25 protein-coding genes are annotated in these 26273 nt (G+C 69.1%); 10 read left to right on the top strand and 15 right to left on the bottom strand.

The window, feature by feature from the left end; translation table 11 throughout:
* Positions 1-140: 140 nt before the first annotated feature.
* Positions 141-632, bottom strand: a complete 492-nt coding sequence (locus HUN07_RS17240; RefSeq protein WP_174911370.1) for a PH domain-containing protein — start codon at positions 630-632, stop codon at positions 141-143.
* A gap of 325 nt (positions 633-957) precedes the next feature.
* Between HUN07_RS17240 and HUN07_RS17245 the strand changes: the two genes are divergently transcribed.
* Positions 958-1515, top strand: a complete 558-nt coding sequence (locus HUN07_RS17245; RefSeq protein ID WP_114719067.1) for a type II toxin-antitoxin system PemK/MazF family toxin — start codon at positions 958-960, stop codon at positions 1513-1515.
* A gap of 69 nt (positions 1516-1584) precedes the next feature.
* Here the strand turns inward: HUN07_RS17245 and HUN07_RS17250 are convergent, their stop codons facing one another.
* Positions 1585-2418 carry an aquaporin gene (locus tag HUN07_RS17250; protein ID WP_114719066.1) on the bottom strand — a complete coding sequence of 278 codons (834 nt, stop codon included), beginning with the start codon at positions 2416-2418 and terminating at the stop codon, positions 1585-1587.
* A 251-nt stretch (positions 2419-2669) separates the two neighbouring features.
* Between HUN07_RS17250 and rpsT the strand changes: the two genes are divergently transcribed.
* Positions 2670-2930 (top strand): 30S ribosomal protein S20, encoded by a 261-nt coding sequence (gene rpsT / locus HUN07_RS17255; RefSeq protein ID WP_114719065.1) that lies wholly within the window; start codon positions 2670-2672, stop codon positions 2928-2930.
* A gap of 174 nt (positions 2931-3104) precedes the next feature.
* Here rpsT and holA read toward each other — a convergent pair whose 3' ends face one another.
* The 11 genes from holA to HUN07_RS17310 all read right to left on the bottom strand — a co-directional run bounded on the left by holA (position 3105) and on the right by HUN07_RS17310 (position 14673).
* Positions 3105-4082 (bottom strand): DNA polymerase III subunit delta, encoded by a 978-nt coding sequence (gene holA, locus HUN07_RS17260; RefSeq protein WP_174911373.1) that lies wholly within the window; start codon positions 4080-4082, stop codon positions 3105-3107.
* Positions 4079-6469 (bottom strand): ComEC/Rec2 family competence protein, encoded by a 2391-nt coding sequence (locus HUN07_RS17265; RefSeq protein WP_174911375.1) that lies wholly within the window; start codon positions 6467-6469, stop codon positions 4079-4081. Before HUN07_RS17265 ends, holA begins: the two co-directional genes overlap by 4 nt.
* Positions 6466-7389: a ComEA family DNA-binding protein gene (locus tag HUN07_RS17270; RefSeq protein WP_174911378.1), complete on the bottom strand. Its 924-nt coding sequence runs from the start codon at positions 7387-7389 to the stop codon at positions 6466-6468. The genes HUN07_RS17265 and HUN07_RS17270 overlap by 4 nt, the downstream gene beginning before the upstream one ends.
* 69 nt (positions 7390-7458) lie before the next feature.
* Entirely contained in the window at positions 7459-8337 is an 879-nt protein-coding gene (locus HUN07_RS17275; protein ID WP_174911380.1) for a DegV family protein, read from the bottom strand.
* A 4-nt stretch (positions 8338-8341) separates the two neighbouring features.
* Positions 8342-9118, bottom strand: coding sequence for a diglucosylglycerate octanoyltransferase (octT, locus tag HUN07_RS17280; RefSeq protein ID WP_174914821.1), 777 nt, complete (start codon positions 9116-9118; stop codon positions 8342-8344).
* Positions 9119-9158: 40 nt separating this feature from the next.
* Complete coding sequence (locus HUN07_RS17285; RefSeq protein ID WP_174911383.1) at positions 9159-9824, bottom strand: histidine phosphatase family protein; 666 nt, start codon at positions 9822-9824, stop codon at positions 9159-9161.
* Complete coding sequence (rsfS, locus tag HUN07_RS17290) at positions 9821-10240, bottom strand: ribosome silencing factor (RefSeq protein ID WP_114719058.1); 420 nt, start codon at positions 10238-10240, stop codon at positions 9821-9823. Before rsfS ends, HUN07_RS17285 begins: the two co-directional genes overlap by 4 nt.
* Positions 10241-10948: a nicotinate-nucleotide adenylyltransferase gene (nadD, locus tag HUN07_RS17295; RefSeq protein WP_254623011.1), complete on the bottom strand. Its 708-nt coding sequence runs from the start codon at positions 10946-10948 to the stop codon at positions 10241-10243.
* 81 nt (positions 10949-11029) lie between these two features.
* Positions 11030-12475 (bottom strand): vWA domain-containing protein, encoded by a 1446-nt coding sequence (locus HUN07_RS17300; protein ID WP_174911386.1) that lies wholly within the window; start codon positions 12473-12475, stop codon positions 11030-11032.
* Positions 12476-12488: 13 nt separating this feature from the next.
* Positions 12489-13370 (bottom strand): AAA family ATPase, encoded by an 882-nt coding sequence (locus HUN07_RS17305; protein WP_114719055.1) that lies wholly within the window; start codon positions 13368-13370, stop codon positions 12489-12491.
* A gap of 19 nt (positions 13371-13389) precedes the next feature.
* Complete coding sequence (locus HUN07_RS17310) at positions 13390-14673, bottom strand: glutamate-5-semialdehyde dehydrogenase (RefSeq protein WP_174911389.1); 1284 nt, start codon at positions 14671-14673, stop codon at positions 13390-13392.
* 65 nt (positions 14674-14738) lie between these two features.
* Between HUN07_RS17310 and HUN07_RS17315 the strand changes: the two genes are divergently transcribed.
* Positions 14739-16130 carry an amino acid permease gene (locus HUN07_RS17315; RefSeq protein ID WP_114719053.1) on the top strand — a complete coding sequence of 464 codons (1392 nt, stop codon included), beginning with the start codon at positions 14739-14741 and terminating at the stop codon, positions 16128-16130.
* An 87-nt stretch (positions 16131-16217) separates the two neighbouring features.
* On the opposite strand, the gene HUN07_RS17320 is transcribed toward HUN07_RS17315, so the two are convergent.
* Positions 16218-17414 (bottom strand): Cmx/CmrA family chloramphenicol efflux MFS transporter, encoded by a 1197-nt coding sequence (locus HUN07_RS17320; protein ID WP_174911392.1) that lies wholly within the window; start codon positions 17412-17414, stop codon positions 16218-16220.
* Between the two features lie 195 nt (positions 17415-17609).
* Between HUN07_RS17320 and HUN07_RS17325 the strand changes: the two genes are divergently transcribed.
* From HUN07_RS17325 to HUN07_RS17355, 7 genes are all read left to right on the top strand, one after another.
* A complete protein-coding gene (locus HUN07_RS17325; RefSeq protein ID WP_254622573.1) occupies positions 17610-18149 on the top strand; it encodes a TetR/AcrR family transcriptional regulator in 540 nt (179 codons plus the stop codon).
* 98 nt (positions 18150-18247) lie between these two features.
* Positions 18248-19120, top strand: coding sequence for a ribokinase (locus HUN07_RS17330; RefSeq protein WP_174911398.1), 873 nt, complete (start codon positions 18248-18250; stop codon positions 19118-19120).
* Between the two features lie 47 nt (positions 19121-19167).
* The gene (locus tag HUN07_RS17335; protein ID WP_174911400.1) at positions 19168-19650 is read left to right on the top strand and encodes a GNAT family N-acetyltransferase; all 483 of its coding nucleotides are present in this window, start codon (positions 19168-19170) and stop codon (positions 19648-19650) included.
* A gap of 48 nt (positions 19651-19698) precedes the next feature.
* Positions 19699-21798 (top strand): RecQ family ATP-dependent DNA helicase, encoded by a 2100-nt coding sequence (locus tag HUN07_RS17340; RefSeq protein WP_174911403.1) that lies wholly within the window; start codon positions 19699-19701, stop codon positions 21796-21798.
* A gap of 118 nt (positions 21799-21916) precedes the next feature.
* A complete protein-coding gene (ectA, locus tag HUN07_RS17345) occupies positions 21917-22444 on the top strand; it encodes a diaminobutyrate acetyltransferase (protein WP_174911406.1) in 528 nt (175 codons plus the stop codon).
* Between the two features lie 17 nt (positions 22445-22461).
* The gene (ectB, locus tag HUN07_RS17350) at positions 22462-23721 is read left to right on the top strand and encodes a diaminobutyrate--2-oxoglutarate transaminase (protein WP_174911408.1); all 1260 of its coding nucleotides are present in this window, start codon (positions 22462-22464) and stop codon (positions 23719-23721) included.
* 40 nt (positions 23722-23761) lie between these two features.
* Positions 23762-24178 carry an ectoine synthase gene (locus HUN07_RS17355; protein ID WP_174911411.1) on the top strand — a complete coding sequence of 139 codons (417 nt, stop codon included), beginning with the start codon at positions 23762-23764 and terminating at the stop codon, positions 24176-24178.
* A 94-nt stretch (positions 24179-24272) separates the two neighbouring features.
* Here the strand turns inward: HUN07_RS17355 and HUN07_RS17360 are convergent, their stop codons facing one another.
* A complete protein-coding gene (locus HUN07_RS17360; RefSeq protein WP_174911414.1) occupies positions 24273-26177 on the bottom strand; it encodes a YhgE/Pip domain-containing protein in 1905 nt (634 codons plus the stop codon).
* Between the last annotated feature and the right edge of the window lie 96 nt (positions 26178-26273).

Raw genomic sequence — 26273 nt, forward strand, 5'->3', positions numbered from 1 at the left:
CCAAGGTGGTGTCGGCCAGCGCTTCCCTCGCTGGCCGACACCAGGCTTTGACCCACTGCGATGTTCGAAGGATCCTGCGATTGACAAACACACAGGAACCCTCCGTCCACATCGCGCAACCTACGCGCCGGGTCCGACAATCACATCCGAGCCAGCAGCTCCGCCTTCTTCGTCGCGAACTCGTCCTCACCGAGCACGCCCATATCCGGCAGCTCCGCGAGCTTCTTGATCTGGTCGGCAATATCCGGCGCCGCGGCGGCCTGCATCACGATCGGGGCGGGAGCTGACGGAGCCGACGCATCGGCCTTCACCTTCCTGAACGCCTGGATGAACGTCTCAGCGCGGCCGTGCGCAACCTGCTTGATCTCTGCCGAACGGCCCGAAATCGAGATGCTGATGACCTCGCCGCCCATCTTCTTCGCGTGACCCAGTGACCCGATGGCTGAGAACTCGAACTCTTCAACCTGCGCGCCGAGGAGCGACTTGTCGAAGAAGAACAGGCGCTGCGTGGTCAGGACGAGCATGCCCTGCTTGCCGCCATAGACGCCCTGGGCGGGCTCGACGACGCGCTCATCGGTGTGGACGCACGGAGTGAGGGCTGAGGCCTCCTGGAATCCGAAGAACCGGCCCATCTTCACTGGTCCCACACCAGCGCCGAAAGCGGGCAGGTTCAGCCGACTCAACCGAACCTATAAAACAGCTTGACCTGCAGTAATGCGATCAGCCCAGGTGGTGGGACTCGCCGTGCACGATGTGCGCGATGATGCAGGAGTTCCGGATCTTCGCGGGATCCGTGAACGTCTTGTCGGCGAAGCTGCTGATTTCTGGACCCCTTACCGGGACTGGCACCGGCCCGTTGGCGGGCCACTGTCACGGCGCAAGGATGGTCCAATCACACGCAACGCCGATTTCTCGGTGCACGGTCGGCGGCACCGGACACAACTAAGCTCGGGCACCATGGCGAGCACGTGGGGCAGCATCGGCAGAAAGCTGGGAGACTTCGCCGTCGCGCAGGGCCCGAAGCTGCTGAAGCAATTACAGAACTCCGGGACCGTCAAACGCGCGACCGAGGCGATCAGTGGATCCGGACACCCGGGGGTCAAGCCCGGCCGCCCCGTCGCACACTCTTCGGCGCCCACCGCGCACCGCGCCCGCCGGATCGAATACTCCCCCAGCCTCGACGGGCAGGCCGATCCGGGCGAGGTCGTCTGGACGTGGGTCGCTTACGAAGAGGACCCGCGTCAGGGCAAGGACCGTCCAGTCCTCGTCGTCGGGCGGGACGGCCACACATTGCTGGGGTTGATGCTGTCGTCGAACCGCGAGCGGGACGACGACCGCAACTGGTTGGCCCTGGGCACCGGCACGTGGGATTCGGAGCACCGCCCCAGCTGGGTTCGCCTCGATCGCGTCCTGGACGTCCCGGAGGCGGGCATCCGTCGCGAGGGCGCCATTCTCGATCGCCCCCGCTTCGAGGCGATCGCCGCGCGCCTGCGATCGGACTACAGCTGGAGCTGAGTTCTCGAACAAACGAAAGGAAGGGTCCGCCGCATCCCGTGCGGCGAACCCTTCCGTCACTTATTGCGGTCAGTCGTTGAGACGATCGAATCGACCGAACAGCGCGCGATAGATGACTGCACCGAGCGCGCCGCCGATCAGCGGGAAGACGATGAACAACCACACCTGACCCATTGCACCGTCCTGGAACGGAGCAACCGCGAAGCTGCGGGCCGGGTTTACGGACGTGTTGTCGATCGGGATCGAGATGAGGTGGATCACCGCGAGGGTGAAGCCGATGGAAACACCCGCGAGGGGCACATCCGAAAGCTGATCGGTCGAGGCGAGGACGACGAACACGAGCAGTGCCGTCAGCAGGATCTCGATCGTCATCGCCGCACCGATGCCGTAGCCGGGCTCGATGAGCTTGCCCAGCGGTCCGCTCTCCGCCGACGGACTGTGGATGCCCCAGCCGTTCGCGGCGAGTCCGTCGGTCTTTCGGTCGTAGGTCGGCAGGCTCTGCGCGATCGCATACACCGCCAACCCGGCGAAAAGACCACCGATCACCTGCGCGAGCGCGTACAGGCCGGCCTTGGCTGCGGAGATGCGGCCGAGGATGAAGTGGCCCAACGTCACCGCGGGGTTCACGTGGCATCCCGAGATCGGGCCGATCGAGTAGACGAGGAACATCAGCGTCAGACCGAACGCAAGCGCGATACCGAGCTGACCGACCTTGGCCCCCGCGAAAACTGCAGTACCGATTGCGGAGAAGACGAGCACGAAGGTCCCTACGCCCTCGGCCAGGTACTTCTTCAGATCGGAGATCGGCTCCTTCTCCGCAATCTCCTGTGCCGTGCCCTCAGCCCGGTACTTCTTCAGGCCGGAATTCGACCCCTCGTCCGCAATATCCTTGGCTGTCGACATACACCCACCTCTCGAACCGCGTTGCCTGCGTTGTCGATCGGACTTTACGTACAAGAAGGTCGGTTTCCCGGGATTTCGGATAGGCCCGAGTCCGAATCGGTATGCGGGAGCGCCGGTTCCGCCACGAAAACGCGAACCGGACGATCGTCGGTTTGAGATCGCCGTGCCGATGCTGGTAGTGTCGTCGGTCGGCGCACCCTTGCGCTCAGAGCTTTTCGACAGTAACCAGCAAAGACGACAGGATTTTACGCGTGGCCAACATCAAGTCCCAGGTGAAGCGGATCCGCACCAACGAGCGCAACCGACTCCGCAACCAGTCGGTCAAGTCCTCGCTGCGTACGGCGATCCGTTCCTTCCGCGAGGCCGCGGCAGCCGGTGACAAGGACAAGGCCAACGAGCTCCTCGTCGCCACCAGCCGCAAGCTCGACAAGGCAGCCAGCAAGGGCGTCATTCACGCCAACCAGGCTGCCAACAAGAAGTCGGCGCTTGCGCAGGTCGCCAACTCTCTCTGACAAGTTTCTGACGGTTCCGCCGTCGCAAGCTCTGTAGAAAAAAGCCCCCGATCATCGATCGGGGGCTCTTTTCCGTGCGCGGACGAGGCGGTGTGGAAGTACTCGGACTGGCGGGAGACGGATCCGGCCGGGACACGACCCCGACCCCGCCCGAATCCGGCCGGTCGGCGCCCGTCAGCGGCCGCCGTGGAGCGCCACGACCCGCTGGACCGCCCACTCGACGGCGAAGTCGGCGTCGGCGGCCTGGCCCTTCACGTCGGCATTGAGCTTGGCGACAACCTGCAGCGCCTCACCGATCGATGCCGGGTCCCATCCGCGCGCCTGTCCCTGCGCTTTCTTGATCTTCCACGGCGGCATTCCCAGCTCCGACGCCATCCGGAACGGGTCGCCTCGGCCAGCCGAGCCGACCCGCGCGATGGTGTGGACCGCGTCAGCGAGGGCATCGGCGAGGAGGACGTGCGGGACACCGCGATGCATGGCCCACCGTAGGGCCTCCATGGCGCCACGCCGATCGCCGGCCACCGCCTTGTCGGCGACATCGAAGCCCGACACCTCTGCCTTGCCGGAGTAGTACCGCTGGACCGCGACGGCGTCGATCTTGCCACCGGTATCGGCCACCAGCTGCGAACACGCGGCGGCCAGTTCACGCAGGTCCGATCCCACGGATTCGACGACCAACTCGATTACCTCGGGCGAGACTCGCACACCCGCGGCACGGAACTCTCCCCGGACGAATTCCACCCGCTCACCGGGCTTGAGCTTGGCGCACTGGTGCACGGTGGCACCCGACTTCTGGAGCACACCTGCCATCGCCTTCGCCCGGCCGGCGCCGGAGTGGAGCACGATCAGCACCACGCCCTCGGGGAGGTCCGCGGCCGCGTCCTGCACGAGGGCCACCGCGTCCTTGCCGGCCTCGGCCGCGGCCTCGAGCACGAGCACCCGATCCTCCGCGAACAGGGAGGGGCTGAGCAGTTCCGCCAACTCCGGAGCACTGGTGTCCCCCGCGCGCAACCGCGAGACCGGAACGTCCTCCGCCGCCGAACCGGCCGCGGCGCGGACGGCGGCGATGACCGAGGCGACCGCCCGCTCGACCAACAACTCCTCGTCACCGAGAACGAGGTGGAGCGATTCGGGCCGCGTAGAGGTGCTCACCGGACGATGGTGCCATGAGAGCGCCCCACCACCGCAAGTGCCCCGGACCCGGACCGAACCACCGCGACGTCGCCGTCGCGGTCGGTTCGCATCGTCACCGCGCCGAGTGCGCCGACCTTCGCGACGATGCCGGGATTGGGATGCCCGAACAGGTTGTCGGCGCCCACGCTCACGACCGCGACCCGGGGCCGGACCGCGGTGAGGAATTCCGGTGCGGTGGTGCGGGATCCGTGGTGCGGCAACTTCAGGACGTCCGCGCGCAGCGACACCCCCGAGCGCAGCAACGCCCGCTGGCCGGACTCCTCCACGTCGCCGGTCAGCAGGATGCGGCCGGCGGGAGTCTCGGCCATGATCACCAGCGAGCCGTCGTTGGCGGCGTCGTCGGCGGCCGCGGGGTCACGCGGCGTCGGGACCAGAGGACCCAGCACCGTCATCCGCAGGTCGGCCACCGTCAGTTCGCGCCCCGGTTCGAGCCGCAGCAGCCCGGCTCCGGCCCGTGAGGCGGCGGCCGACACGAAGCGGAAGCCGCCCCGGGGAAGGTCGGCCGGACCGATCGCCACCGCGCCGACTGCCCGGTCGCCGAGGACGCCGTCGAGTCCGCCGTAATGGTCGGCGTGTAGGTGGGTGATGATCACGAGCGCGATCTCGTCCACACCGAGACGGCGCAGGCACTGGTCCATTGCCCGCGGCTCGGGTCCCGCATCGACGACGACGGCCCGACCGTCGCCCGCCGCCAGGACCAGACCGTCGCCCTGACCGACGTCGCACGCGACGAACCGCCAACCGGCCGCGGGCCATCCCGGCGAGTACAGCCGCGTCGGTACCCATATCGTCGCGACACCGATGCCGAGCGCCAGCAGCATGCGGCGCGAGGATCGGTACCGCATCGCCAACCCCGCCAGCACGACGCCGACCGACACGATCACCGCTCCGGTCAGCCCACCGGCGACGACCACCGTCCCTCCCGGCACCGCCGCGGCCCGGTCCGCCGCCTCGAGGAGCCACCACAGCGGCGGGCCCGCGATCCGGACGACGAGGGCGGCCGCCGGGAGCCACACGGACGCCAGGATCGCCGTCACCGCCCCGACGATCGTGATCGGTGCGACCACCGGCGCGACGAGGACGTTCGCGACGATCGACACCACGCTCACCGTGCCCGACATCGCGGCCACGAGCGGTGCGGTCACGACGAACGCCGCCACCGCGACCGCCCACGTCTCGGCGAGCCAACGCGGCCAGCCCCGCGCCCGGAGCCGTTCCACCAACACCGGAGACACCAGCACCAGTCCGGCGGTCGCGGCCACCGACAGCGCGAACCCGAAATCGACAGCGAGCGCCGGAAACAGCGCGAGCAGCACGATCACCGAGCCGGCGAGTGCGGGGATCGCCTGCTTCCGCCGTCCGGTCGTCAACGCCAACAGTGCGATACAGCCCATCGCCGCGGCGCGCAGCACACTCGGGGAGGGCCGGGCGACCACGACGAAGGCAGCCAGCGCCACGCCCGCCAACAGCGCCCCGGCGCGCGGGCCAACCCCGATCCCCCGCACCACCAACAGGACTGCACCGAGGACGATCGAAATGTTCGCGCCGGACACGGCCGTCAGGTGCGAGAGCCCGGCCGCGGTGAACTCGTCCTTCACCTCCTGCGGCAGCGCGGAGACATCGCCGACGACGAGTCCGGGCAACAACCCGGCCTGATCCGCCGGGAGTGCCTCGGCGGTCGCCGTCGCCAGCCGATCACGGATCGCCCCCGCCCAGCGCTGGATCACGGGCGGTGGGCCGACGCCGGACGGCGGACCGGTGGCCCGCACCACGGCGACGGTGAGGTCACTGCGCTGCGGTGTGTCGAGACGGCCCCGCAGTGTGAGCCGCTGTCCGGGAAGCAGGGCAGCCCATTCGGGCCCCTCCGCGAACACCAGAACCGCGCCGCCCGCGCGGATCTCCGTTCCGCGGTCGGTGACCGCGCGCAACGACGCCCGGATCATCAGCTGACGCCCGCCCCCGAACCCTGCGCTCCGCAGCGGCTTCGGATCGTCGTCGACGATCACGGACAGGGTTGCCGAACCACCCGCTGCCGCGCGCACCGCGAGAGGATGGGCTTCCACGGCGTGGGTGCGCACCGCGATCGCCACCGCAAACCCGGATCCGATCAGCGTGGCCGCCAGGAGACCCGCCGCGATCATCGCCCACCGCGATCCGCGCGCGTCGGCGCCGGTCCGACGGCGCACGAGAATCGGAACGGCCAGCACCGTCCCGACGCACGCGAGGACCACCGCCGCCACCACCGCGCAGCGCCACCCGGCGTGCAGTCCCAGGAGCATGACACCCCAACTCACGAGCGCGGCCGGAACCAGTCTGAGATCGAGCTGGTGCTCCCGCTCCGTCACAGCACCACCAGTTCGCGCAGCTTCGCCAGCCGCGCCGGACCGATGCCGTCCACCTCCCCCAGTTGCGCGATGTCGGTGAACTTGCCGTTGGTCTGGCGCCACGCCACGATCGCGGCGGCGGTGACCGGGCCCACCCCCGGCAGCGCGTCCAGCTCCGCCTCCCCGGCGGTGTTCAGGTTGACCTTGCCGACGGCCTTCGCGGTCGCGCCGGGTGTGGCCGCCGCCGCGCTCGCCCCCGAGCTCACGCGGGCGCTGCCGACCGTGACCGGCGCGCCCTCAGCCGGGGCGACCCCCACCAGTATCTGGTCGCCGTCGTCGACACGCTCGGCCATGTTGAGCCCCAACACATCCGCGCCGGGTCGCGGGCCGCCGGCCGCGGCGAGCGCGTCGGCGATCCTCGACCCCGGTGGCAGCAGCACCAGACCCGCCTGATTGACCAGGCCCACGACACTCACCACCACCTGGGCAGCCGGTTCCGGGGGTGCGGGCGGCGCCGCCTGTGAGGAGACGCTCTCGGCAACTTCGGTGTCTCCGGCCCCGACGTCCCGGACCTCCACGGCAGGCAGCGGCGGAACCACCTGTGCGGTGGGCCTGTCCCGCCACACCGTCACCGCCGCGATTCCCGCCGCCACCAGCGCGACGACGACGAGCGCCGCGGCACCACGACGACCGGGACTCAGCCGGGCGCCGGGCCAGCGCGGAGACGGACGTTCGGGGCCCGGTTCGGCGGAGAAATCGTCCGCCTCGGTTGCCTCGGCCAGCCACTCGGGAGCCCAGGCGCGTGGGTGCGCCTCCCCCACAGCGTTATCGGAGTCGTCGTCGTGGTCGCGGCCGCTCGACCCGACACGAGCCGACGGCGGCAGCACGGCAGCCGAGGCGAGCCGTCGCCGCACCCGCGCACGATCCTGATCGGTACCCATGACGCCGACGGTAGGGTCCCGCCGCGACGGCGGAACCCCGGAGAGCCCGCCGGAAAGAAATCCTGTGGATCAGAGATCGGCTGTGGATGACGGGCCGGAATCGTGTTCCGGCAGCGCCGCGTCCGCGCCCCCGGGACAGACGACGATGCCGATCGCACCCGGTCCGACGTGCGCGCCGAGCACGGACCCGATCTCGGTGACGATCAGTTCGCTGACATCCGGGATCCGTTCCTTCAGCTGAGCGGCGATCTCCTCGGCACGCTCGGGCGCCTGCGAATGATGCACCGCGATCGCCGCGCGCTCCGCGCCCGCCTGCTCCACGGCCGCATCGACCAGTTTCGCGAGCGCCTTCGTCGAGGTCCGTGTCTTCTCGCGCAGCACCAGCTTGCCGTCGACCAGGTGCAGGACCGGCTTCATCGCCAACGCGGTGCCGAGCAGCGCCGCAGCGGTTCCGATCCGGCCACCGCGTCGCAGATGGTCCAGGCGGTCGACGACGATCGACGTCCGTCCGCGCGCCGCGACCTCGACCGCTCTCTGATACACCGACTTGAGGCTGCCTCCCGCGCGCGCGACCCGCGCCGCGGCCAGCGCCGGGTAACCCAGACCCATCCCCGTCGACTCCGAGTCGACGATGCGGACCATCTCCCCCAGCTTGTGCGCCGCCTGCCGGCCCGCCTCCCACGTGCCCGACAGCTGCCGCGAGATGTGGACGGCCACCACCCCGTCGCCGCCACTGTCGGCCAATGCCGCCGCATACGCGTCGCCGAGTTCTCCCGGAGACGCGCCCGAGGTGGTCACCCCCGACAGATCGTCCGGGACGTCGTCGATGCCGTCACGCAGATCCGTGCCACCGCTGAGCAGATGCAGCGGCACGACCCGAATGCCGTACCGGTCCACCAGTTCGGGCGACAGACAGGCGGAGGAGTCGGTGACTACGACGACAGGCACGCCACTACCCTATTTCGATCTCGTCGGAGGTGGTCGAGCGACGGACGTTCTTGATCGCGTCGATCATCGCGGCCGCCACCTCCTCGTGCGCGTCCCAGCCCCAATGGATTCCGTCCGGATTCGCACGATCCGAGAAGACGTTCTCCCGCACCGCGGCCGCGAGATCCACCATCGGCACACCCTTGTCCGACGACCATGCCTCGAGGGCACGGACCGCGGGGGCACGCCCGGTGTGCACACGACCGTAGGCATCGCAGCGATGCACGGACGGATAGGTGCCGATCACCGGCAGGTCCGGGCGGATCGCTGCCAACGCGTCGCGGCAGCTCTCCAGGTACTCCACCGACAGCTTGGGCGGCAACGCCACCGGACGGCCCAGCTTCGACAGCCGTGGCTGCAGCCATTGGTAACCGGACCGGACGACGCGCCGCAACGCCGGCGGCCGGATGTAGCGCAGCTGTTCACGCAGCGCCGTCGGCAGCGGTGACGGCAGCGAATCCATGCCGCCGACCGCGAAGACGACGGCACCGGCCTGCGGCACCGCGGCCCACACCCGCGGGTCCTGTGTGATCGCCCACCACGCGTCACGGCTGGTCCAGCCGATGCGCGCGACGAGTTCCACCCGCCAGCCCAGATCCTTCGCGACCAGGGTCGGCCAGATCCGCGGATGGTCGGCCGGCAGCCCGCCCTTCGGCCCGTAGTAGGCCAACGAGTCGGCGACGACCAGCAGCACCGGCTGCCCCGAGCTGTCACCGACGGCGGGGCCGTCAGAGGACGTCACGACGGCGGGGCCGTCAGCGGACGTCACGACGGCGGGGCCGTCAGAGGACGTCACTGGCCACGCTCGCTGACGCGTTCCACACATCCAATCGCCATACCGGATCTGTCCCCTCCCCGTGTCCGCTGAGCTGCACCCAGCTGGTGTTTCCTAGTCCACCGAGCACCGGCCACCGATCCACCGGCAGGTCGAGCAGTCGCGCCGTGAGCGCGGCGATGAGGCCGCCGTGTGCGACCAGCACCAACGGATCCGAACCCCAGGATCCGTACCGTTCGAGCTGATCGAGCACGACGGGCAGGCTGCGGGCCGCGACGTCGATCCGGCTCTCACCGGCGGGCGGCGCCCATTCGGCGTCGGTGCGCCACCGTGCGCGCGCACCGGGCGAGATGACGTCGACGTCGGTGTGGGTGAGGCCCTGCCAGTCCCCCAGGTGGGTCTCCCGGAGCCGGGCATCGGTCTCCACCGGCAACCCGATGTGGTCGCCGAGCGCGAGCGCGGTGTCGTGCGCGCGGCGCAGATCCGACGACACGATCGCGAACGGACGCTTGTCGGCGAGCGCCTGCGCCGCCGTCTTCGCCTGCGCGCGGCCCAGATCGGACAGGTCGGTGTCGAGCTGTCCCTGCATCCGGTCCGACGCGTTGTATTCCGTCTGACCGTGCCGCAGCAGGATCAGACGTTTGACCGCGGGCCCCGCCGCGGCCGAGGTCACTGCTCCGGCTCCCCGGCGTCGTCCGCCGGATCGGGCTCGATCGACAGCTGCCGCGGCTCGACACCCTCGACCGGGATCTCCGGGCAGTCCTTCCACAGCCGATCCAGCGCATAGAAGTTGCGCTCGTCGGTGTGCTGGACGTGGACGACGATGTCGACGTAGTCGAGCAGCGCCCAGCGACCCTCACGGGTGCCCTCGCGTCGCACGGGCTTGTGCCCGGCCTCGCGCAGCTTGTCCTCGACGTTCTCGACGATCGCGTTGACCTGACGCTCGTTGGGGGCGGAGGCGATGACGAAACAGTCCGTGATCACCAACTGCTCCGAGACGTCGAGCACCACCACGTCCGAGGCCAACTTCTCGTCGGCCGCCAGTGCCGCGATGCGTGCCATCTCCATGGCGTCGTTCGATGCGCTCACTCAGTGTTCTCCCGGTTCTGCTTGTACTGAAGATTGTGAAGGGTCTGCGGGTGCTTCGCCGGGCGACTGTCGCGCCGGAACCGGCTCGGACATCGTGACCGCACCGTCCAGGCGTGCCACACCGCTCGGCTGGTACAGGTTGCGCTTGCTGATGTACTGGACCACGCCGTCCGGCACGAGGTACCAGACGGGCCGGTGTTCGCTGGCCCGCAGTCGGCACTCCGTCGACGAGATCGCCAGGGCCGGGATCTCGATCAGGGTCACCGCGTCGCGCGGCAGCCGCTCGAGGTGCGACGAGAGGTGCTCGGTGTGCAGCTCGTAGCCGGGCCGCGAGACGCCGACGAACTTGGCGAGCGCGAACAGTTCCTCCCAGTCCTGCCACGACAGGATGCTCTCGAGCGCGTCGGCGCCCGTGATGAAGAACAGTTCGGCGTCGGGATGCTGCGTTCGCAGGTCCCGCAGCGTGTCCACCGTGTAGGTGACCTTGGCTCGGTCCACGTCGACGCGGCTCACCGAGAACCGCGGATTCGACGCCGTGGCGATCACCGTCATCAGGTAGCGGTCCTCGGCGGGGCTGACCTCGCGATCGTCCTTCTGCCACGGCTGACCGGTGGGCACGAAGATCACCTCGTCGAGGTCGAATCGATCCGCGACCTCACTGGCCGCCACGAGGTGCCCGTGGTGGATCGGATCGAAGGTGCCACCCATCACGCCCAGGCGGCGCCGTCGGGTGATCGCTGTCGGCTGCTGCACGATGATCCAGCTTACGGGTTGACGCAGCTCACGAATTCACACAGGCAGCAAACCGGCAACCACCGCGGCCAGTTGCTGCGCGGATCGGCACTCGTGCATGTCGATCACCTCGTTGTAGACCAGCGCCGCCGAGTCACCCGTACCCCACTGACCATGCGGTTCCGGGTTGAGCCAGTGCGCGTGCTTGGCGACCGACACCAGGTGTTCGAGCGCGGGAAGACCGGGATCACGGTAGTTGTTGCGCCCGTCACCCAGGACCAGCAGCGAGCTGCGGCTGGTGATGGATTGCGCGTACCGCTCCGCGAACACCCCGAGCGCGTGACCGTAGTCCGAGTGTCCGTCGTACGTGATCAGGTCGGCTTCCCGGACCATCCGCGACATCGCGACGCCCAGGTCGGAGCCCGTGTCGAAGAACCGGGTGACCTCGTCGGTGGTGTCGATGAACGCGAACACCCGCACCCGCGAGAACTGCTCACGCAGAGCATGGACCAACAGCAACGTGAAATGGGAGAACCCGGCCACCGAGCCGGAGACGTCACACAGCAGCACCAGCTCGGGCCGGGCCGGGCGCGGCTTACGCTGTACCAGATCGATCGGGACGCCGCCGGTGGACATGGACTTGCGCAGCGTTCGACGCAGGTCGATCGCGCCCGCCCGCGCCCGACTGCGACGCACCGCCAGCCGGCTCGCCAGCAGCCGCGCCAGCGGGGTGACGCTGCGCCGCAGGGCCGTCAGCTCCGCGTCCGACGCACGCAGGAAGTCCACCTCCTCGGCGAGCTTGGGCACGCCGTAGCTCGCGACCCTCTCCTTGCCGATCTGTTCCGCGGACCTCCGCCGGGTCTCCGACTCGACCATCTTGCGGAAGTCCGTGATCCGCTGCACCGCGGCGCGCTTGGCCACCTCGGAGGCGTAGTCCCCCGCAGGTCGTTCGCCGTCCTGCTGATTGCCGAGCAACCCGGAGAGGATCTTCTCGATCAGCCTGTCGGGGGCGACGTTGCGCAGCGCCTGGTACGCCGAGAACGACGGCCCGTTGGACGATTCGTACCGGCCGAGTTCGTCGACCATCTGCGCGACCAGCACCTCGAGCTGTTCGAGGGCCTCGGGCGAGTCGCCGGAGAGGAGTTCGGCCAACAGCTCCCGCAGCGCGTCGAGGTCGACCTCGCCGTCGGGCGACCGTGGCAGCGACCGGTCGATGCCACTGTCGTCGCGCGCACCGACTCCGACGGGGAACCACAGGTCGAACAGCGCGTCGAAGGTCGCGCGGTGCGTCGGGCGGCGCAGCAGCGAGCAGGCGAGCCCCTCGCGCAGCGCCTCGCGGTCCAGGAGATCGAGAACCGACATCACCTGGCCGGCATCGACGGTCTCGGACGGGCCGACCGAGATCCCGCGGCGCCGCAGCGCCTCGACGAAGTCGACGAGATGACCCGGAATTCCGTGCGGCGCCGGCGGACCTCCACGGCGGTGTGCTGGCGACGTGGCCATCGGCTCGATCCCCTCAGTTGAGGCGCAGCTCGGCGGCGGCGCGCTGCTGATCGGCCCGATGCTTGAGCACGACACCCATCGTGGCGCGGACCGCGTCGTCGTCGAGAGTGTCGAGACCGAGCGCGAGCAGCGTGCGACCCCAGTCGATGGTCTCCGACACCGACGGCACCTTCTTGAGCTGCATGCCGCGCAGCACGTTGACGGTGCGCACGAGTTGCTCGGCGATGGCCTCCGGCAGTTCCGGGACGCGGCTCGCGAGGATCCGGCGCTCGAGCTCTGCGTCGGGGAACTCGAGGTGCAGGAACAGGCAGCGACGCTTGAGCGCCTCCGACAGCTCCCGTGTCGCGTTGGAGGTGAGCACCGCGAAGGGCTTGCGCGTCGCGGTGATCGTGCCGAGCTCGGGAATGGTGACCGCGAAGTCGCTGAGGACCTCGAGTAGCAGACCCTCGATCTCGACGTCCGCCTTGTCGACCTCGTCGATCAGCAGCACGGTCGGGTCCTCGCGGCGGATCGCGGTCAGCAACGGGCGCGACAGCAGGAACTCCTCGGAGAACACGTCCTGCTTGGTGGCGTCCCAGCTGTGATCGCTGCCGGCCTGGATCCTGAGGATCTGCTTGGCGTGGTTCCACTCGTACAACGCGCGAGACTCGTCGACGCCCTCGTAGCACTGCAGGCGCACCAGTTCCGCGCCCGACGTCTGCGCGACGGCGCGGGCCAGTTCGGTCTTGCCGACGCCGGCGGGGCCCTCGATCAGGAGCGGCTTGCCCAATCGGTCAGCGAGGAACACCGCGGTGGCGGTCGCCTTGTCGGAGAGGTAGCCGGTCTCGGCGAGTCGCGCGATGACGTCGTCGACGCTCGCGAACAGCGGCGGTGCAGTCGGCAGGGCCCGGTCCACACTCGCTCCTTTCGGGCCGTCAGGCCGGTCGGGTATGACCGTCTCCCCAGACAGTCCACTTGGTCGAGGTGAGCTCGCCCAGGCCCATGGGGCCGCGGGCGTGGAGCTTCTGCGTGGAGATCCCGATCTCTGCGCCGAACCCGAACTGTTCACCGTCGGTGAATGCGGTCGAGGCGTTGACCATAACCGCGGCGGCGTCGACGCGGGCGGTGAACTCGCGCGCGGCGGACAAATCGGACGTCACGATGGCCTCGGTGTGGCCGGTGCCGTACCGGTCGATGTGCTCGACGGCCGCGTCGAGACCGTCGACGACCTTGAGCGCGATGTCGAGAGTCAGGTACTCCTCGGACCAGTCCTCCTCCGTGGCCGGCACCAGTCCGGGCAGGTCGCCGTGCACGGTGACGCTCTGCATCTGCAGGGCCTGCAGCAGCTGCGGCACCGCGGTGTCGGCGATCGCGGCGTCGATCAGCAGCGTCTCCGCGGTGTTGCACACGCTGGGACGCCGGGTCTTGGCGTTGAGGACGATCTTCTCGGCCATGTCCAGGTCGGCCGCGGAGTGGATGTAGACGTGGCAGTTGCCGACACCGGTCTCGATGGTGGGCACGGTGGCGTCGCGCACCACCGCGTTGATCAGCCCGGCGCCACCGCGCGGGATGACGACGTCGACCAGACCGCGGGCCTGGATCAGGTGGGTGACACTCGAGCGGTCCGCGCTGGGCAGCAGCTGCACAGCGTCCTCGGGCAGTCCCTCCGTCGCGAGGGCGGCGCGCAGCACCTTCACGAGCGCGGCGTTGGACTCGGCCGCCGACGACGATCCGCGCAGCAGCGCCGCGTTGCCGGACTTGAGCGCGAGGCCGAACGCATCGACCGTGACGTTGGGGCGGGCCTCGTAGACCATGCCGACCACACCGAGCGGGACGCGGACCTGGCGGATCTCGAGCCCGTTGGGCAGCGTGGAACCGCGGACGATCTCGCCGACCGGATCCTGCAGGCCCGCGACCTGACGCAGGCCGGACGCGATGCCCTCGACCCGATCGGCGGTCAGCCGCAGCCGGTCGAGCAGCGATTCCTCGGTACCGGCCGCACGCGCGGCCTCGATGTCCTCGGCATTGGCGGCCAGGACGGCGTCGGTCGCGGCGAGAACGGCATCCGCAGCCGCATGCAGGGCGGCGTCCTTCTGCGCGGTGGTCAGCAGCGCCAGCACACGGGACGCGACACGCGCGCGGCGAGCGGCGCCGTGCACCGCCTCCCGAGTGTCCCCGGCTTCGCCGGCTGCGGGTGAAGTATGCGTCGCGGCAGTCATCTCTACAGATTAGCGACCGCGCCGGGCGCATAATCTATCTGCCCACGCGCCGTCTGCGTAAGGAAATGTCATTGTCACGACACGAGACGATCCCCGAAGCGCCCTCGGAGGGGTACAGCCGCGGACTGAACTCGCGCACCATCCAGATGATCGCCCTCGGCGGCGCGATCGGCACCGGGTTGTTCTACGGCGCCGGCGGTGCGATCGAGGAGGCCGGACCGTCACTGATCCTGGTCTACCTCGCGGCCGGTCTCGTGATCTTCGTCATCATGCGGGCGCTCGGCGAACTCCTCACCTACCGGCCGATCTCGGGCAGCTTCGCCGAGTACGCCGAGGAGTTCCTGGGCCGGTTCTTCGGGTTCGCGACCGGCTGGGCGTACTGGGCGGTGTGGGCCGCGACCTGTATGGCCGAGATCACCGTCGCCGGCAAGTACGTCGAGTACTGGTGGCCGAGTGTGCCCACGTGGCTGACTGCACTGGTGGTGCTGCTCGTGTTGTTCGGCGCCAATCTGATCTCGGTGAAGCTCTTCGGTGAGGCCGAGTTCTGGTTCTCGGCCATCAAGATCACCGCGATCCTGGGCATGATCCTCATCGGCATCGGGGTGCTCACGATCGGCTTCGGTCACGCGACCAACCCGACCGTGACGAACCTGTGGGCCGACGGCGGTGTGTTCCCGAACGGATTCGGCAGCGCACTGATGAGCCTGCAAGTGGTGATGTTCGCGTACGTCGGCGTGGAACTGGTCGGTGTGACGGCGGGCGAGGCCGAGAATCCCAAACAGACGTTGCGCAAGGCGATCAACACCCTGCCGTTCCGCATCGGGCTGTTCTATGTCGGTTCTCTCATCGTCATCCTGTCGGTCGCGAGCTGGCGGGACTTCGAGGCCGGCAAGAGCCCGTTCGTGGAGGTGTTCGAGCAGATCGGCATCCCGGCAGCCGCCGGCATCATGAACTTCGTGCTCCTCACCGCGGCACTGTCGTCGTGCAACTCCGGCATCTACTCGACGGGCCGGATGCTGCGGAGCCTCTCGCTGCGCCGCCAGGCGCCCGCGGCGTTGAGCCGGCTCAGCAGCCGGCAGGTTCCGTACGCGGGTCTCACCATGTCGGCCGGCGCAATGGTCATCGGCGTCATCGTGAACGTCCTGTCTCCCGATCGCGCCTTCGTCTACATCACGTCGGTGTCGACGATCGGGATCATCTTCGTGTGGGGCGTGATCCTCATGTGCCACCTCCGCTACCGCCGATTCGTCAACAGCGGCGCGCTGCCGGCGTCCGACTACCGACTGCCCGGCGCGCCCTACACTAACTGGATCGCACTCACATTCCTGGCGTTCGTCGTCGTGCTGCTCTTCTTCACCGAGACCGGCCGGATCGCGCTCGCCGTCGGCGCCGTGTTCGGCGCGTTGGTCGTCGGCGGCTACTACGCCCTCCTCGGGCGCGCTTCCTCTCGCTACTGAGGGCACGGTCACCGACGACGCCGCCGTCGAGCGTGCCGTCGGGGCCACGGTGCTCGGAAATGCCATCGACTAGTTCTGCGCTTACGCCTACCTCACGACCACGATCGGCAAGGCCTTCGTCCCGGACGTCGGCGCTCGTCGTTCTCGTCCGAGGGCGAGCGTCTCGGCCCCTAGGAGGACGAGCGCGACCAGGGCGAGGGCTGCGCCGATCCAGCCGACACTGGGGTACCCGAATCCGGCAGTGAGTACGAGTCCACCGAGCCAGGGGCCGACGCTGATGCCGACGTTGAACGAGGCGGTACTGCCTGCCGCGACGAGCGCCGGTGCCGCCGGAGCGATTCCGAAGACCCGCGCGTTGAGCGCGGGGTTGGCACCGAACCCTGTCGCTCCGAGGAGGAACACCAGGATCACCATCGGAAGAACCGATTCGGCGGTCAGCGCGATCAAGGCCGAGCAGACGAGCAATCCGGCGAACCCGACCCCGAGGACCCGAACGGGCCACCTGTCGAAAGCCCGACCCCCGAGCGCGATGCCCAGCAGCGCCCCGACTCCGTAGACCGACAGCACCGCGGGAACCCACGCCGGCGCAAGCCCGGTGGTGTCGATCAGCAAGGCGCCCAGGTAGGAGAACGTGACGAGCAGCGCGGCCGTCGAAGCCGCGGTCATGGCATAGGACAGCCACAGACGGGGCCGCGCCATCGCTCGAAGCTCATCACGAACCCGCGGCGGCTCACTCGGCGTCAGGGCGGGCACCCGCGCCGCGACACCGGCCATCGCCGGCAACGACAGGACGACCACCGCCCAGAATGCACCACGCCAACCGAAGTTCTGCCCGATCCAGGTACCGGCGGGCAGCCCGATCACCGTCGCCACGGTGAGTCCACCGGCGACGATGCTCATCGCGCGGCCGCGCCGGTGACCGGGAACCAGTTCCATCGCGGTGCTCGCGGCGACGGCCCAGAACCCCGCGTACACGAACGCACCGATGAACCGGCTTGCGAACAGCGTCTCGAAGCTCGAGCTCGTGGCCCCCACCACGTGCGCGAGGACGAACACCCCGGTGAACAGCAGCAGAGCGCGACGACGGGGCCACCGCAAGGTCGCGATCGTGAGGACCGGGGCTCCGATGACCATCCCGAGCCCGAAACCTGAGATCAACAGGCCCGCCTGCGGGACCGAAACGCCCAGGTCGACAGCAATATCGGGAACCAGCCCGGCCAGCATCAGTTCGCTGGTGCCCTGGGCGAAGATCGCGAAACCGAGGACGAAAACTGTCGTCGGCATCAGAGCATCACCCCGCCGCCGACGCCGATCCACTGTCCCTCAGCCGTAGCCCGCCGATCCATGTACCCCACTCCATTTCTTTAGTGACCGTTACAGAAAGAAGACCCTAGCACCTTGTGTAGCGCTTGCTCTAAAATGTGACCCATGGTGACAACGCTTCGCGGGCGCCCTCGCTCGTTCGATCGAGATGCGGCGTTGGACAAGGCGATCCGGCTGTTCTGGCGTCAGGGCTACGAGGCCACCTCGGTGCGCGATCTCACCGAAGAACTCGGTATCGGGGCCCCGAGCCTGTACAACGCGTTCGGCGACAAGCAGCAACTCTTCGCCGAGGCGCTTCAGGTGTATGTCGAGCGCTACGGCGGCTTCATCGACCGCGCGCTGGCCGAGGAGCCGACCGCGAAGGCGGCAGCAGCCCGGGTCTTCCGCGACGGCCCGCTGCGCTACACCCGCCCAGACCTTCCGGCCGGCTGCCTCGTTGTCGATGGCGACGCGGGCACATCCAACGCCGAGGTCGCAGCGTTGCTGACCGAACTCCGCACGAGCAACGTCACGGCGTTCGCCGCAAAGATCCGGACCGATATCCACGCGCACGTTCTGCCGGCCGACACGGACGCCGTCACACTGAGCCGCTACACATTGACGGTGCTGAACGGCTTGGCCCACGCCGCCCGCCAGGGGGCCGGCCGGGTCCAACTCGAGGGCGTCGCCGAGCTTGCCCTGCGCGCCTGGCCCTGAGCGGCCGCCACCGCAACCCCAATCGTCGGACGAACGCCGACCCGCGGCCAGACGGCACGCTCCAGGCGCGCCGACCTCGCCGCGCCTAGGGTCGAGGGATGTCCGCGAACAGAGTGGTCGTAGTCGGCAGCATCAACATGGACCTGGTGGCCCGGACACCTCGGATGCCCGCGCCGGGCGAGACGATCCTGGGCACAACCTTCGCGACCACCCCGGGCGGCAAGGGTGCCAACCAGGCGATCGCGGCCGCCAGGGCGGGCGCGGACGTCGCCTTCGTCGGCGCGGTGGGCGACGACACCTTCGCGCTCGACCTCCGCCAGGCTCTCGTCGACGCCGAGGTCGACGCCGAGCGACTGCGGGAGGTGTCGGGACCCAGCGGGGTCGCCGTGATCACTGTCGACGACGACGGGCAGAACTCGATCGTCGTGCTCCCCGGCGCCAACTCGCGCGTCCTCGACCTCACCGACGAGGAGCTGAGGCCGGTCGCCGACGCCGACGTCCTGTTGTGCCAGTTGGAGATTCCGGTCGAGACGGTGACCGCGGCGGCCCGGCACGGCTCCGCGCACGACACCGTCGTGATGCTCAATCCCTCTCCGGCACGGCCCCTTCCGGACGAATTGATCGCTTCGGTCGATGTCCTCGTCGTCAACGAGACCGAGGAGCAGCAGCTCGGCCGGGACACCCTCGCGCGGGTGGCGCACGTCGTGACGACCCTCGGCGCAGACGGCGCGCGCTACCGCGGCCCGCAGGGCGACCGGGTGCAGGTCGGCTCCCCCGACGTCGATGCCGTCGACACCACGGGAGCCGGCGACGCCTTCACCGGCGCACTCGCGTTCGCGTGGGACCGCGGCCCGCGCGACGCCCTGACCTTCGCCTGCGCGGCGGGCGCGCTGGCCACCACCCGACCGGGCGCGAGCGCCGCGTCGCCGACGCGCGCGGAGATCGAGGCGCTCCTGTCCGAGAACACCTGATACCGAATTCACTTGGCACGCTCGGCGTCCGTCCGTACGGTCCCCCTGTGAACACACCGATCGCACCCGCGCTGCGCCCGTGCCTCGGGCCTCGGGAGTGGCCCGCCCTCGTGCGCATCTGGCGCAGCGCCGTCGAGGCCACCCACGACTTCCTGACACCGGACGACGTCGACTTCTACGAGTCACGGATGCTCGGCGACTACCTCCCCGCCGTCGAGGTGACGGTCGCGACGGTCGACGGGCTACCGGCCGGATTCTCGGGGCTGGCCGGAAGCTCCCTCGAGATGCTCTTCGTCGACGGCGCACGCCTCGGTCGCGGCGTCGGATCCGCACTTCTGCGCCGAGCGGTAGCCGAGCATCCCGATCTGCATCTGGATGTGAACGAACAGAATCCCCGCGCGGTCGACTTCTACCGGCACCACGGCTTCGTCACGACGGGTCGCTCGGCCACCGATGACGACGGGCGCCCGTTCCCGATCCTGCACATGGCACGCGCGACACACCCCAGCGACGGGCGTTCCCGCCGCTGATCCGACCGTCGTCGCCGACCTGTCGGCCCCCTCGGGCACGATGGACCCATGACGACCGCGACCACTGCAGATCTCCGTGACGAGGCCGAACGGTTGCTCCGGGAGCTGGCCGGCCCGCAGGCCACGCTCCGCGAGGACCAGTGGACCGCGATCGAGGCGCTGGTCGTCGGACGACGGCGCGCGCTGGTGGTGCAGCGCACCGGCTGGGGCAAGTCGGCGGTGTACTTCATCGCCGCGAAGCTGCTGCGGGCGCACGGGCACGGGCCGACCGTCATCGTCTCGCCGCTGCTCGCCCTGATGCGCAACCAGGTGGCCTCGGCCGAACGCGCCGGCGTGCGCGCGGCGACGATCAACTCCGGCAACATGACGGAGTGGGACGAGATCCACCAGCGCGTCGCGGCCCGGGAACTGGACGTGCTGCTGGTCAGCCCCGAGCGTCTCAACAATCCCGACTTCCGGGACCAGGTGCTGCCGTCGCTCGCCGCCGACGCCGGTCTGGTCGTGGTCGACGAGGCGCACTGCGTCTCGGACTGGGGTCACGACTTCCGGCCCGACTACCGCCGGATCCGCACCCTCGTGGAGGAACTGGGCGAGGGGATTCCCGTCCTCGCGACGACCGCGACCGCCAACGACCGCGTCGTCGCGGACGTCTCGGCGCAGCTGGGTGTCGGCGGCGCCGAGACCCTCGTGTTGCGCGGCGGCCTCGAGCGCGAGTCGCTGCACATGTCGGTGGTCCGGATCGCGAACGCCACCCAGCGCGCCGCGTGGCTCGCCGAGCACCTCGACGAACTGCCCGGATCCGGGATCATCTACACCCTGACCGTGTCCGCGGCGCGGGACCTGGCGAGCCTGCTGGCCGACCGCGGCCACCGCGTCGCCGCGTACACCGGGCAGACCGACGCCGCCGAGCGGGAGGCACTCGAGACCGACCTGCTGAACAACGACGTCAAGGCGCTGGTCGCCACGTCGGCGCTGGGGATGGGCTTCGACAAGCCGGATCTGGGTTTCGTGGTGCACCTCGGCGCACCCTCGTCCCCGATCTCGTACTACCAGCAGGTGGGCCGCGCCGGCCGATCGACCGACAGCGCCGAGGTGGTGCTGCTGCCCGGCAGCGAGGACCAGCAGATCTGGAGCTACTTCGCCTCGGTGTCGTTCCCCCGCGAACACATCGTCCGGAAGGTGATCGACGTCCTCGACACCGAACGTCCGCAGTCCACGCAGGCCCTCGAACCGCTCGTCGAACTCAACCGGACGCGACTCGAACTGGTCCTCAAGGTCCTCGACGTCGACGGCGCGGTGCGTCGGGTCCGTGGCGGCTGGGTCGCCACGGGGCAGCCCTGGACGTACGACGCGGAACGCTACGGCCGCCTCGAGGTGGCACGCCAGGCCGAGCAGGAAGCCATGCTCGAGTACGAGCGCACCGACGAGTGCCGCATGACGTTCCTGCGCCGCCAGCTCGACGACCCCGGGCTGGGCGACGGGGACGGGCGCTGCGGCCGCTGCGACAACTGCGCGGGCCCCAAGTACAGCGCCACGGTCAGCGAGGCGGCGGTCGCCGACACCAGGCAGCGGCTCGAACGGCCCGGCATCGACCTGCTCCCCCGCAAGCAGTGGCCCACCGGCATGGCGAAGCTCGGAATCAGCCTGTCCGGCAAGATCACCGACGGCCCCGACACCGGCCGCGTCCTGGGCCGACTGTCCGACCTCGGCTGGGGACAGCGCCTGCGGACGCTGCTCGACGGCCCCGACGCGCCCGTGCCCGACGCCGTCGTCGATGCGTGCATCAAGGTCCTGGCGGCCTGGGATTGGGCGGAGCGGCCCGCCGCCGTCATGTGCCTCGAGTCCACCACCCACCCGGTGCTCATGCGGTCCCTGACCGCCCGGCTCGCCGAGGTGGGTCGCCTCACCGACCTGGGAGTGCTGCACGAGCGGCCGGACCATCCGCCCGTCTCGGCGGCCAACTCGGCCTACCGTGTCGCGGGTCTCGACGGCGCGTGGGAGGTGCCCGATCTCACCGGAATCGACAGCCCGGTGCTGCTGCTCGACGCCGTCACCGACACGGGTTGGACGCTGACGATGGCGGCGCGGATCCTCCGCCGGGCAGGAGCTCCCTCCGTCCTTCCTTTCGCGCTCGCCACCCCCAAGTGATACCGAACGTGACCAGGCTCACATTGAGTGCCCCACCTGCACGACTGCGGGGTCTCATCTGCCCGATTTCCGGGGATCCGTGAAATCGTGACGCAGGGTTGTTACGTTCGATTCATCAATGACGCCAATACAAACGCGAGTTACCCCGACCACCGTGCCGGACGCGGTGGAGTTCCGTAAGCCACAGATCTCAGACGGAGTCCGGCTCTGGGAGATCGCCAAGGATTCACAGACGCTCGACGTCAACTCGAGCTACTCATACCTGTTGTGGTGTAGAGACTTTCAAGACACGTCGATCGTCTCCACCGTCGACGGCCGGGTGACCGGATTCGTCACCGGATACATTCGCCCCGAGGCCCCGAACACCCTGTTCGTGTGGCAGGTGGCCGTCGATGCCGCCCAGCGAGGCCGGGGACTGGCCGGACGCATGCTGAACGATCTCCTCGACCGCGTTGCGCTGCAAGGCGTCTGGAATCTGGAGACCACGATCAGCCCGGACAATGTCGCGTCGATCGCGCTGTTCACGTCCGTCGCCCATCGCAGAGGTTCGACGATCACCGACCGGAAGCTGTTTTCCCCGAACGACTTTCCCGACGCGCATGCAGCTGAGAATCTCTACACGATCTCGCCGCAGCACGCTTCCTGAGGAAGGAACACTCACTCATGACCACTGTCGAGACCAGCATTTTCGAATCCCTCGAGTCCGAGGTGCGGAGCTACAGCCGGAACTGGCCGACCGTCTTCGAGTCAGCGTCCGGAGCCTGGATCCGCGACGAGGCCGGCCGCGACTACCTGGACTTCTTCGCCGGGGCGGGCGCCCTCAACTACGGGCACAACAACCCCGTCATGAAACAGGCCCTGATCGACTACATCGCGAGCGACGGCATCACCCACGGCCTGGACATGTCGACCGTGGCCAAACGCGACTTCCTGAAGAGCTTCCAGCGCAACATCCTCGAGCCCCGCGGGCTCGACTACAAGGTCCAGTTCCCCGGTCCCACCGGAACGAACTCGGTGGAGGCCGCACTGAAACTGGCCCGCAAGGCCACCGGCCGCGAGTCGGTCATCAACTTCACCAACGCTTTTCACGGTATGACGTTGGGTGCACTGTCGGTCACCGGCAACTCCATGAAACGTGCCGGCGCAGGTGTGCCGTTGGTGCACGCGACGCCGATGCCGTTCGACAACTACTTCGGTGGAGTCATGGAGGACTTCCACTGGTTCGAGCGCGTCCTGGACGACTCGGGTAGTGGACTCAACCGCCCGGCCGCGGTGATCGTCGAGACCGTGCAGGGCGAGGGCGGCGTCAACGTTGCCCGGCCGGAATGGCTGCGCGCCCTCTCCGAGCTGTGCACCCGCCGCGACATCCTGCTGATCGTCGACGACGTGCAGATGGGGTGCGGACGCACCGGCCCGTTCTTCTCGTTCGAGGTCGCGGGCATCACCCCGGACATCGTCACGCTGTCGAAGTCGATCGGCGGTTACGGCCTGCCGATGGCGCTGACCCTCTTCAAGCCGGAGCTGGACCTGTGGGCGCCGGGCGAGCACAACGGCACGTTCCGCGGCAACAACCCCGCGTTCGTGACCGCGACGGCCGCCCTGGACCACTACTGGTCGGACGACGCACTGCATCGGGCCACGCTCGCCAAGGGCGCGCGGATCAACCAGATCTTCTCGAACCTGGCTGTCACCTTCGACGGCGTGAGCACGCGCGGCCGCGGCATGGTCCAGGGTCTCGTGTTCGACGATCCCGGGATGGCCGTGAAGGTGTGCGGCATCGCGTTCGACGAGGGACTGCTGGCCGAGACGTCCGGCCCGTCGGACGAGGTGGTCAAGCTGCTGCCGCCGCTCACCATCACCGACGCCGAACTCGATCACGGGCTGAGCATCCTGGCCGAGGCCACCGCCAAGGTCTTCGCCTGACCGCGCCCACGCCCACACTTCAGCGACGAGAGGAACTCTCATGATCGTTCGCACGACCGACGACATCACCGACACCGACCGCGACATCACGAGCGACGACGGCAACTGGCGCAGCAAGCGCATCGTTCTCGCCGGCGACGGCGTGGGATTCTCGTTCCACGAGACCACGATTCGCGCCGGATCGGTCAACGAATTCCACTACGCCAACCACATCGAGGCGGTCTGGCTGGTCGAGGGCGACGGCATCCTCACCGACCTCGACAGCGGCGAGGTGTACCAGTTGCGGCCCGGGTCGATGTACCTGTTGAACGGCCACGAACGGCACCGCGTGGAGCCCGTCACCCAGATGCGCATGCTGTGCGTGTTCAACCCCCCGGTGACCGGTCGCGAGGTGCACGACGAGAACGGCGTCTACCCGCTCGTCTCCCTCGACGAGACCGATGCCGCGGCGTCGTAGGTTCCGCCCACAGCGCGCGAAGACACGTGGTGGCCGGGTCGATTCGTCGACCCGGCCACCACCGTCGTCAGTTCCGGCCCGCCGGCCGCAGGGATCAGCCGATCCGCTGCATCTCGATGGTCGGATCCTCCATCGGGGGAATCTCGTCCGCCGCCGGTTCCTGCCGGCGGCGCCACCAGATGGTGAAGGCCACCGCCACGACGACGAGCGCGGCGAGTGCCGCGACCGCGATCCAGAAGCGCGGCCCGTAGTACCCGACGAGCACCATGCGGATCGCGTTGCGGGCCCACGTCAGCGGCATCAGCGCGTGCAGCCACTGCACCGGCGTCGGCATCTGCTCGATCGGATAGACCGCGCCGAACGCGAAGATCTGGATCATCAACGCGCCGAGCGCGATGAAGGTGCCGTTGACCGCACCGAAGACGACGGTGAACAGCCGACCGGACGCGACCGCCGCCGCGCCGACCAGGATCATCACCGCGATCATCGCGACCACACTCGGCGGGTCCACATCGGCCACCACGAACGCCACCACCGACAGCGTCAGGGCCGCGACGAGGGTCACCAGCGCCGGGATCCGGTAGCGGCGCAGGCCCTCCCGGACGACGCCCGCGTGGACGCGCTGCGGGCGGCCCGGCCGCGGTCGGACCACGAACCACATCAGGATGCCGCAGAGGAACAGCAGCACGGACATCACCGCGGGCACGGCGCCCGGACCGAACCCGGCGGCCGGGTTGGGGTTGCGTTCGGCAACCGCGACCGGCGAGGACAGCAGGTTCGCGGTGGTGGCGCGCTCCTCCTCGCTGAACTGCGGCACCTGCTTGGCGCCGTCGGACAGTCCGGTCGCGAGCTGGGTGCTGCCTTCGTCGAGCTGGCCGACGCCCTTCGAGAGTTCGCCGAGGCCGTCACGCAGCTGGACACTGCCGGGGGCGAGCTGCCCGAGCCCGGCCGACAGTTCGTTCGCACCGGTCGCGAGCTGGTGCGCGCCCTGCGAGAGCTGGCCGAGCCCCGAGTTCAGCTCGCCCGCGCCCGCCGTGGCCGCCATCAGGCCGCCGCGGTAGTCGGCCGTCGGGTCGGTGAGCTGACGCGCGAGTTCGCGTGCCCCGTCCCGCAGTTCCGCGAGCTGACCGCCGATCTCGCCCGACTCACCGACGATGGCCAGCACGGGGCCGGTCACCATGTCGACGATCTCGCTGATCTGCTTGGCGCCGGCACCGAGCTCGTCGGTGCCACCGACGAGCTGGTTCAACCCGGCGCCGAGTTCACCAGATCCGGCGGCCGCTTCGTCGGCGCCCGTCGCGAGCTGGCCCGCGCCGGTGGCGAGTTCCTTGCCTCCCGCGTTCGCCTGCCCGAGTCCGGTCGCGAGCTCCTGACTGCCCGCGTACAGCTGGTTGGTGCCGGCCAGAGCCTCTCCGGTGCCGTCGGAGAGCTGCTGCGCGCCGGCGGCCGCCTCACCCATCCCCTTGCCCACGTCGCCGAGTCCGACGAGGACCTGGTCGACGGACTGCTCACCGATCGACTCGGAGACCGCGGACCGCACCTGTGCCATCACGCTCTCGCCGACAGGAGTCGCGACGAGGCTGTTGTAGTCGTTGTAGACGACGTCGAGCTGGGCCTTGCGCCCGTTCCCCGTCGCGGCACTCGCGACGTCGGCGCTGAACGTCTCCGGGATGACGACGGAGAAGTAGTAGGTGCCATCGTCGACACCGGTCTGTGCTTCCTGCGGCGAGACCACCTTCCACGAGACGTCGCCACTCTCGACGAGGGCGGCCACTACCTCGTCTCCGGCGACGATGCGAGTGCCGTCGACGTCGGCGCCCGCATCGGAGTTCACGATCGCGACGGGCATCCGGTTCACGGTGTCGCCCGGATCCCACAGGGCCCACATGTAGAACGCCGCGAAGGACAGCGGCGCGATCACGACGATCGCGAGGATCGTGCGAATCACGTGAGCGCGGCGAGCCGACGGGCCTGCGGCACTGCTCTGGGTTGGCACCATGAAGGGCTCTCTCTCGTGGTCCGAGGCGCGCCGGACGAACGTGTGGCCGCCGACGACGCTGGACATACGTCCAAATCGGACACGATAGAGAGTGCC

It is taken from the genome of Rhodococcus sp. W8901, assembly GCF_013348805.1.
Lineage (GTDB): Bacteria > Actinomycetota > Actinomycetes > Mycobacteriales > Mycobacteriaceae > Prescottella.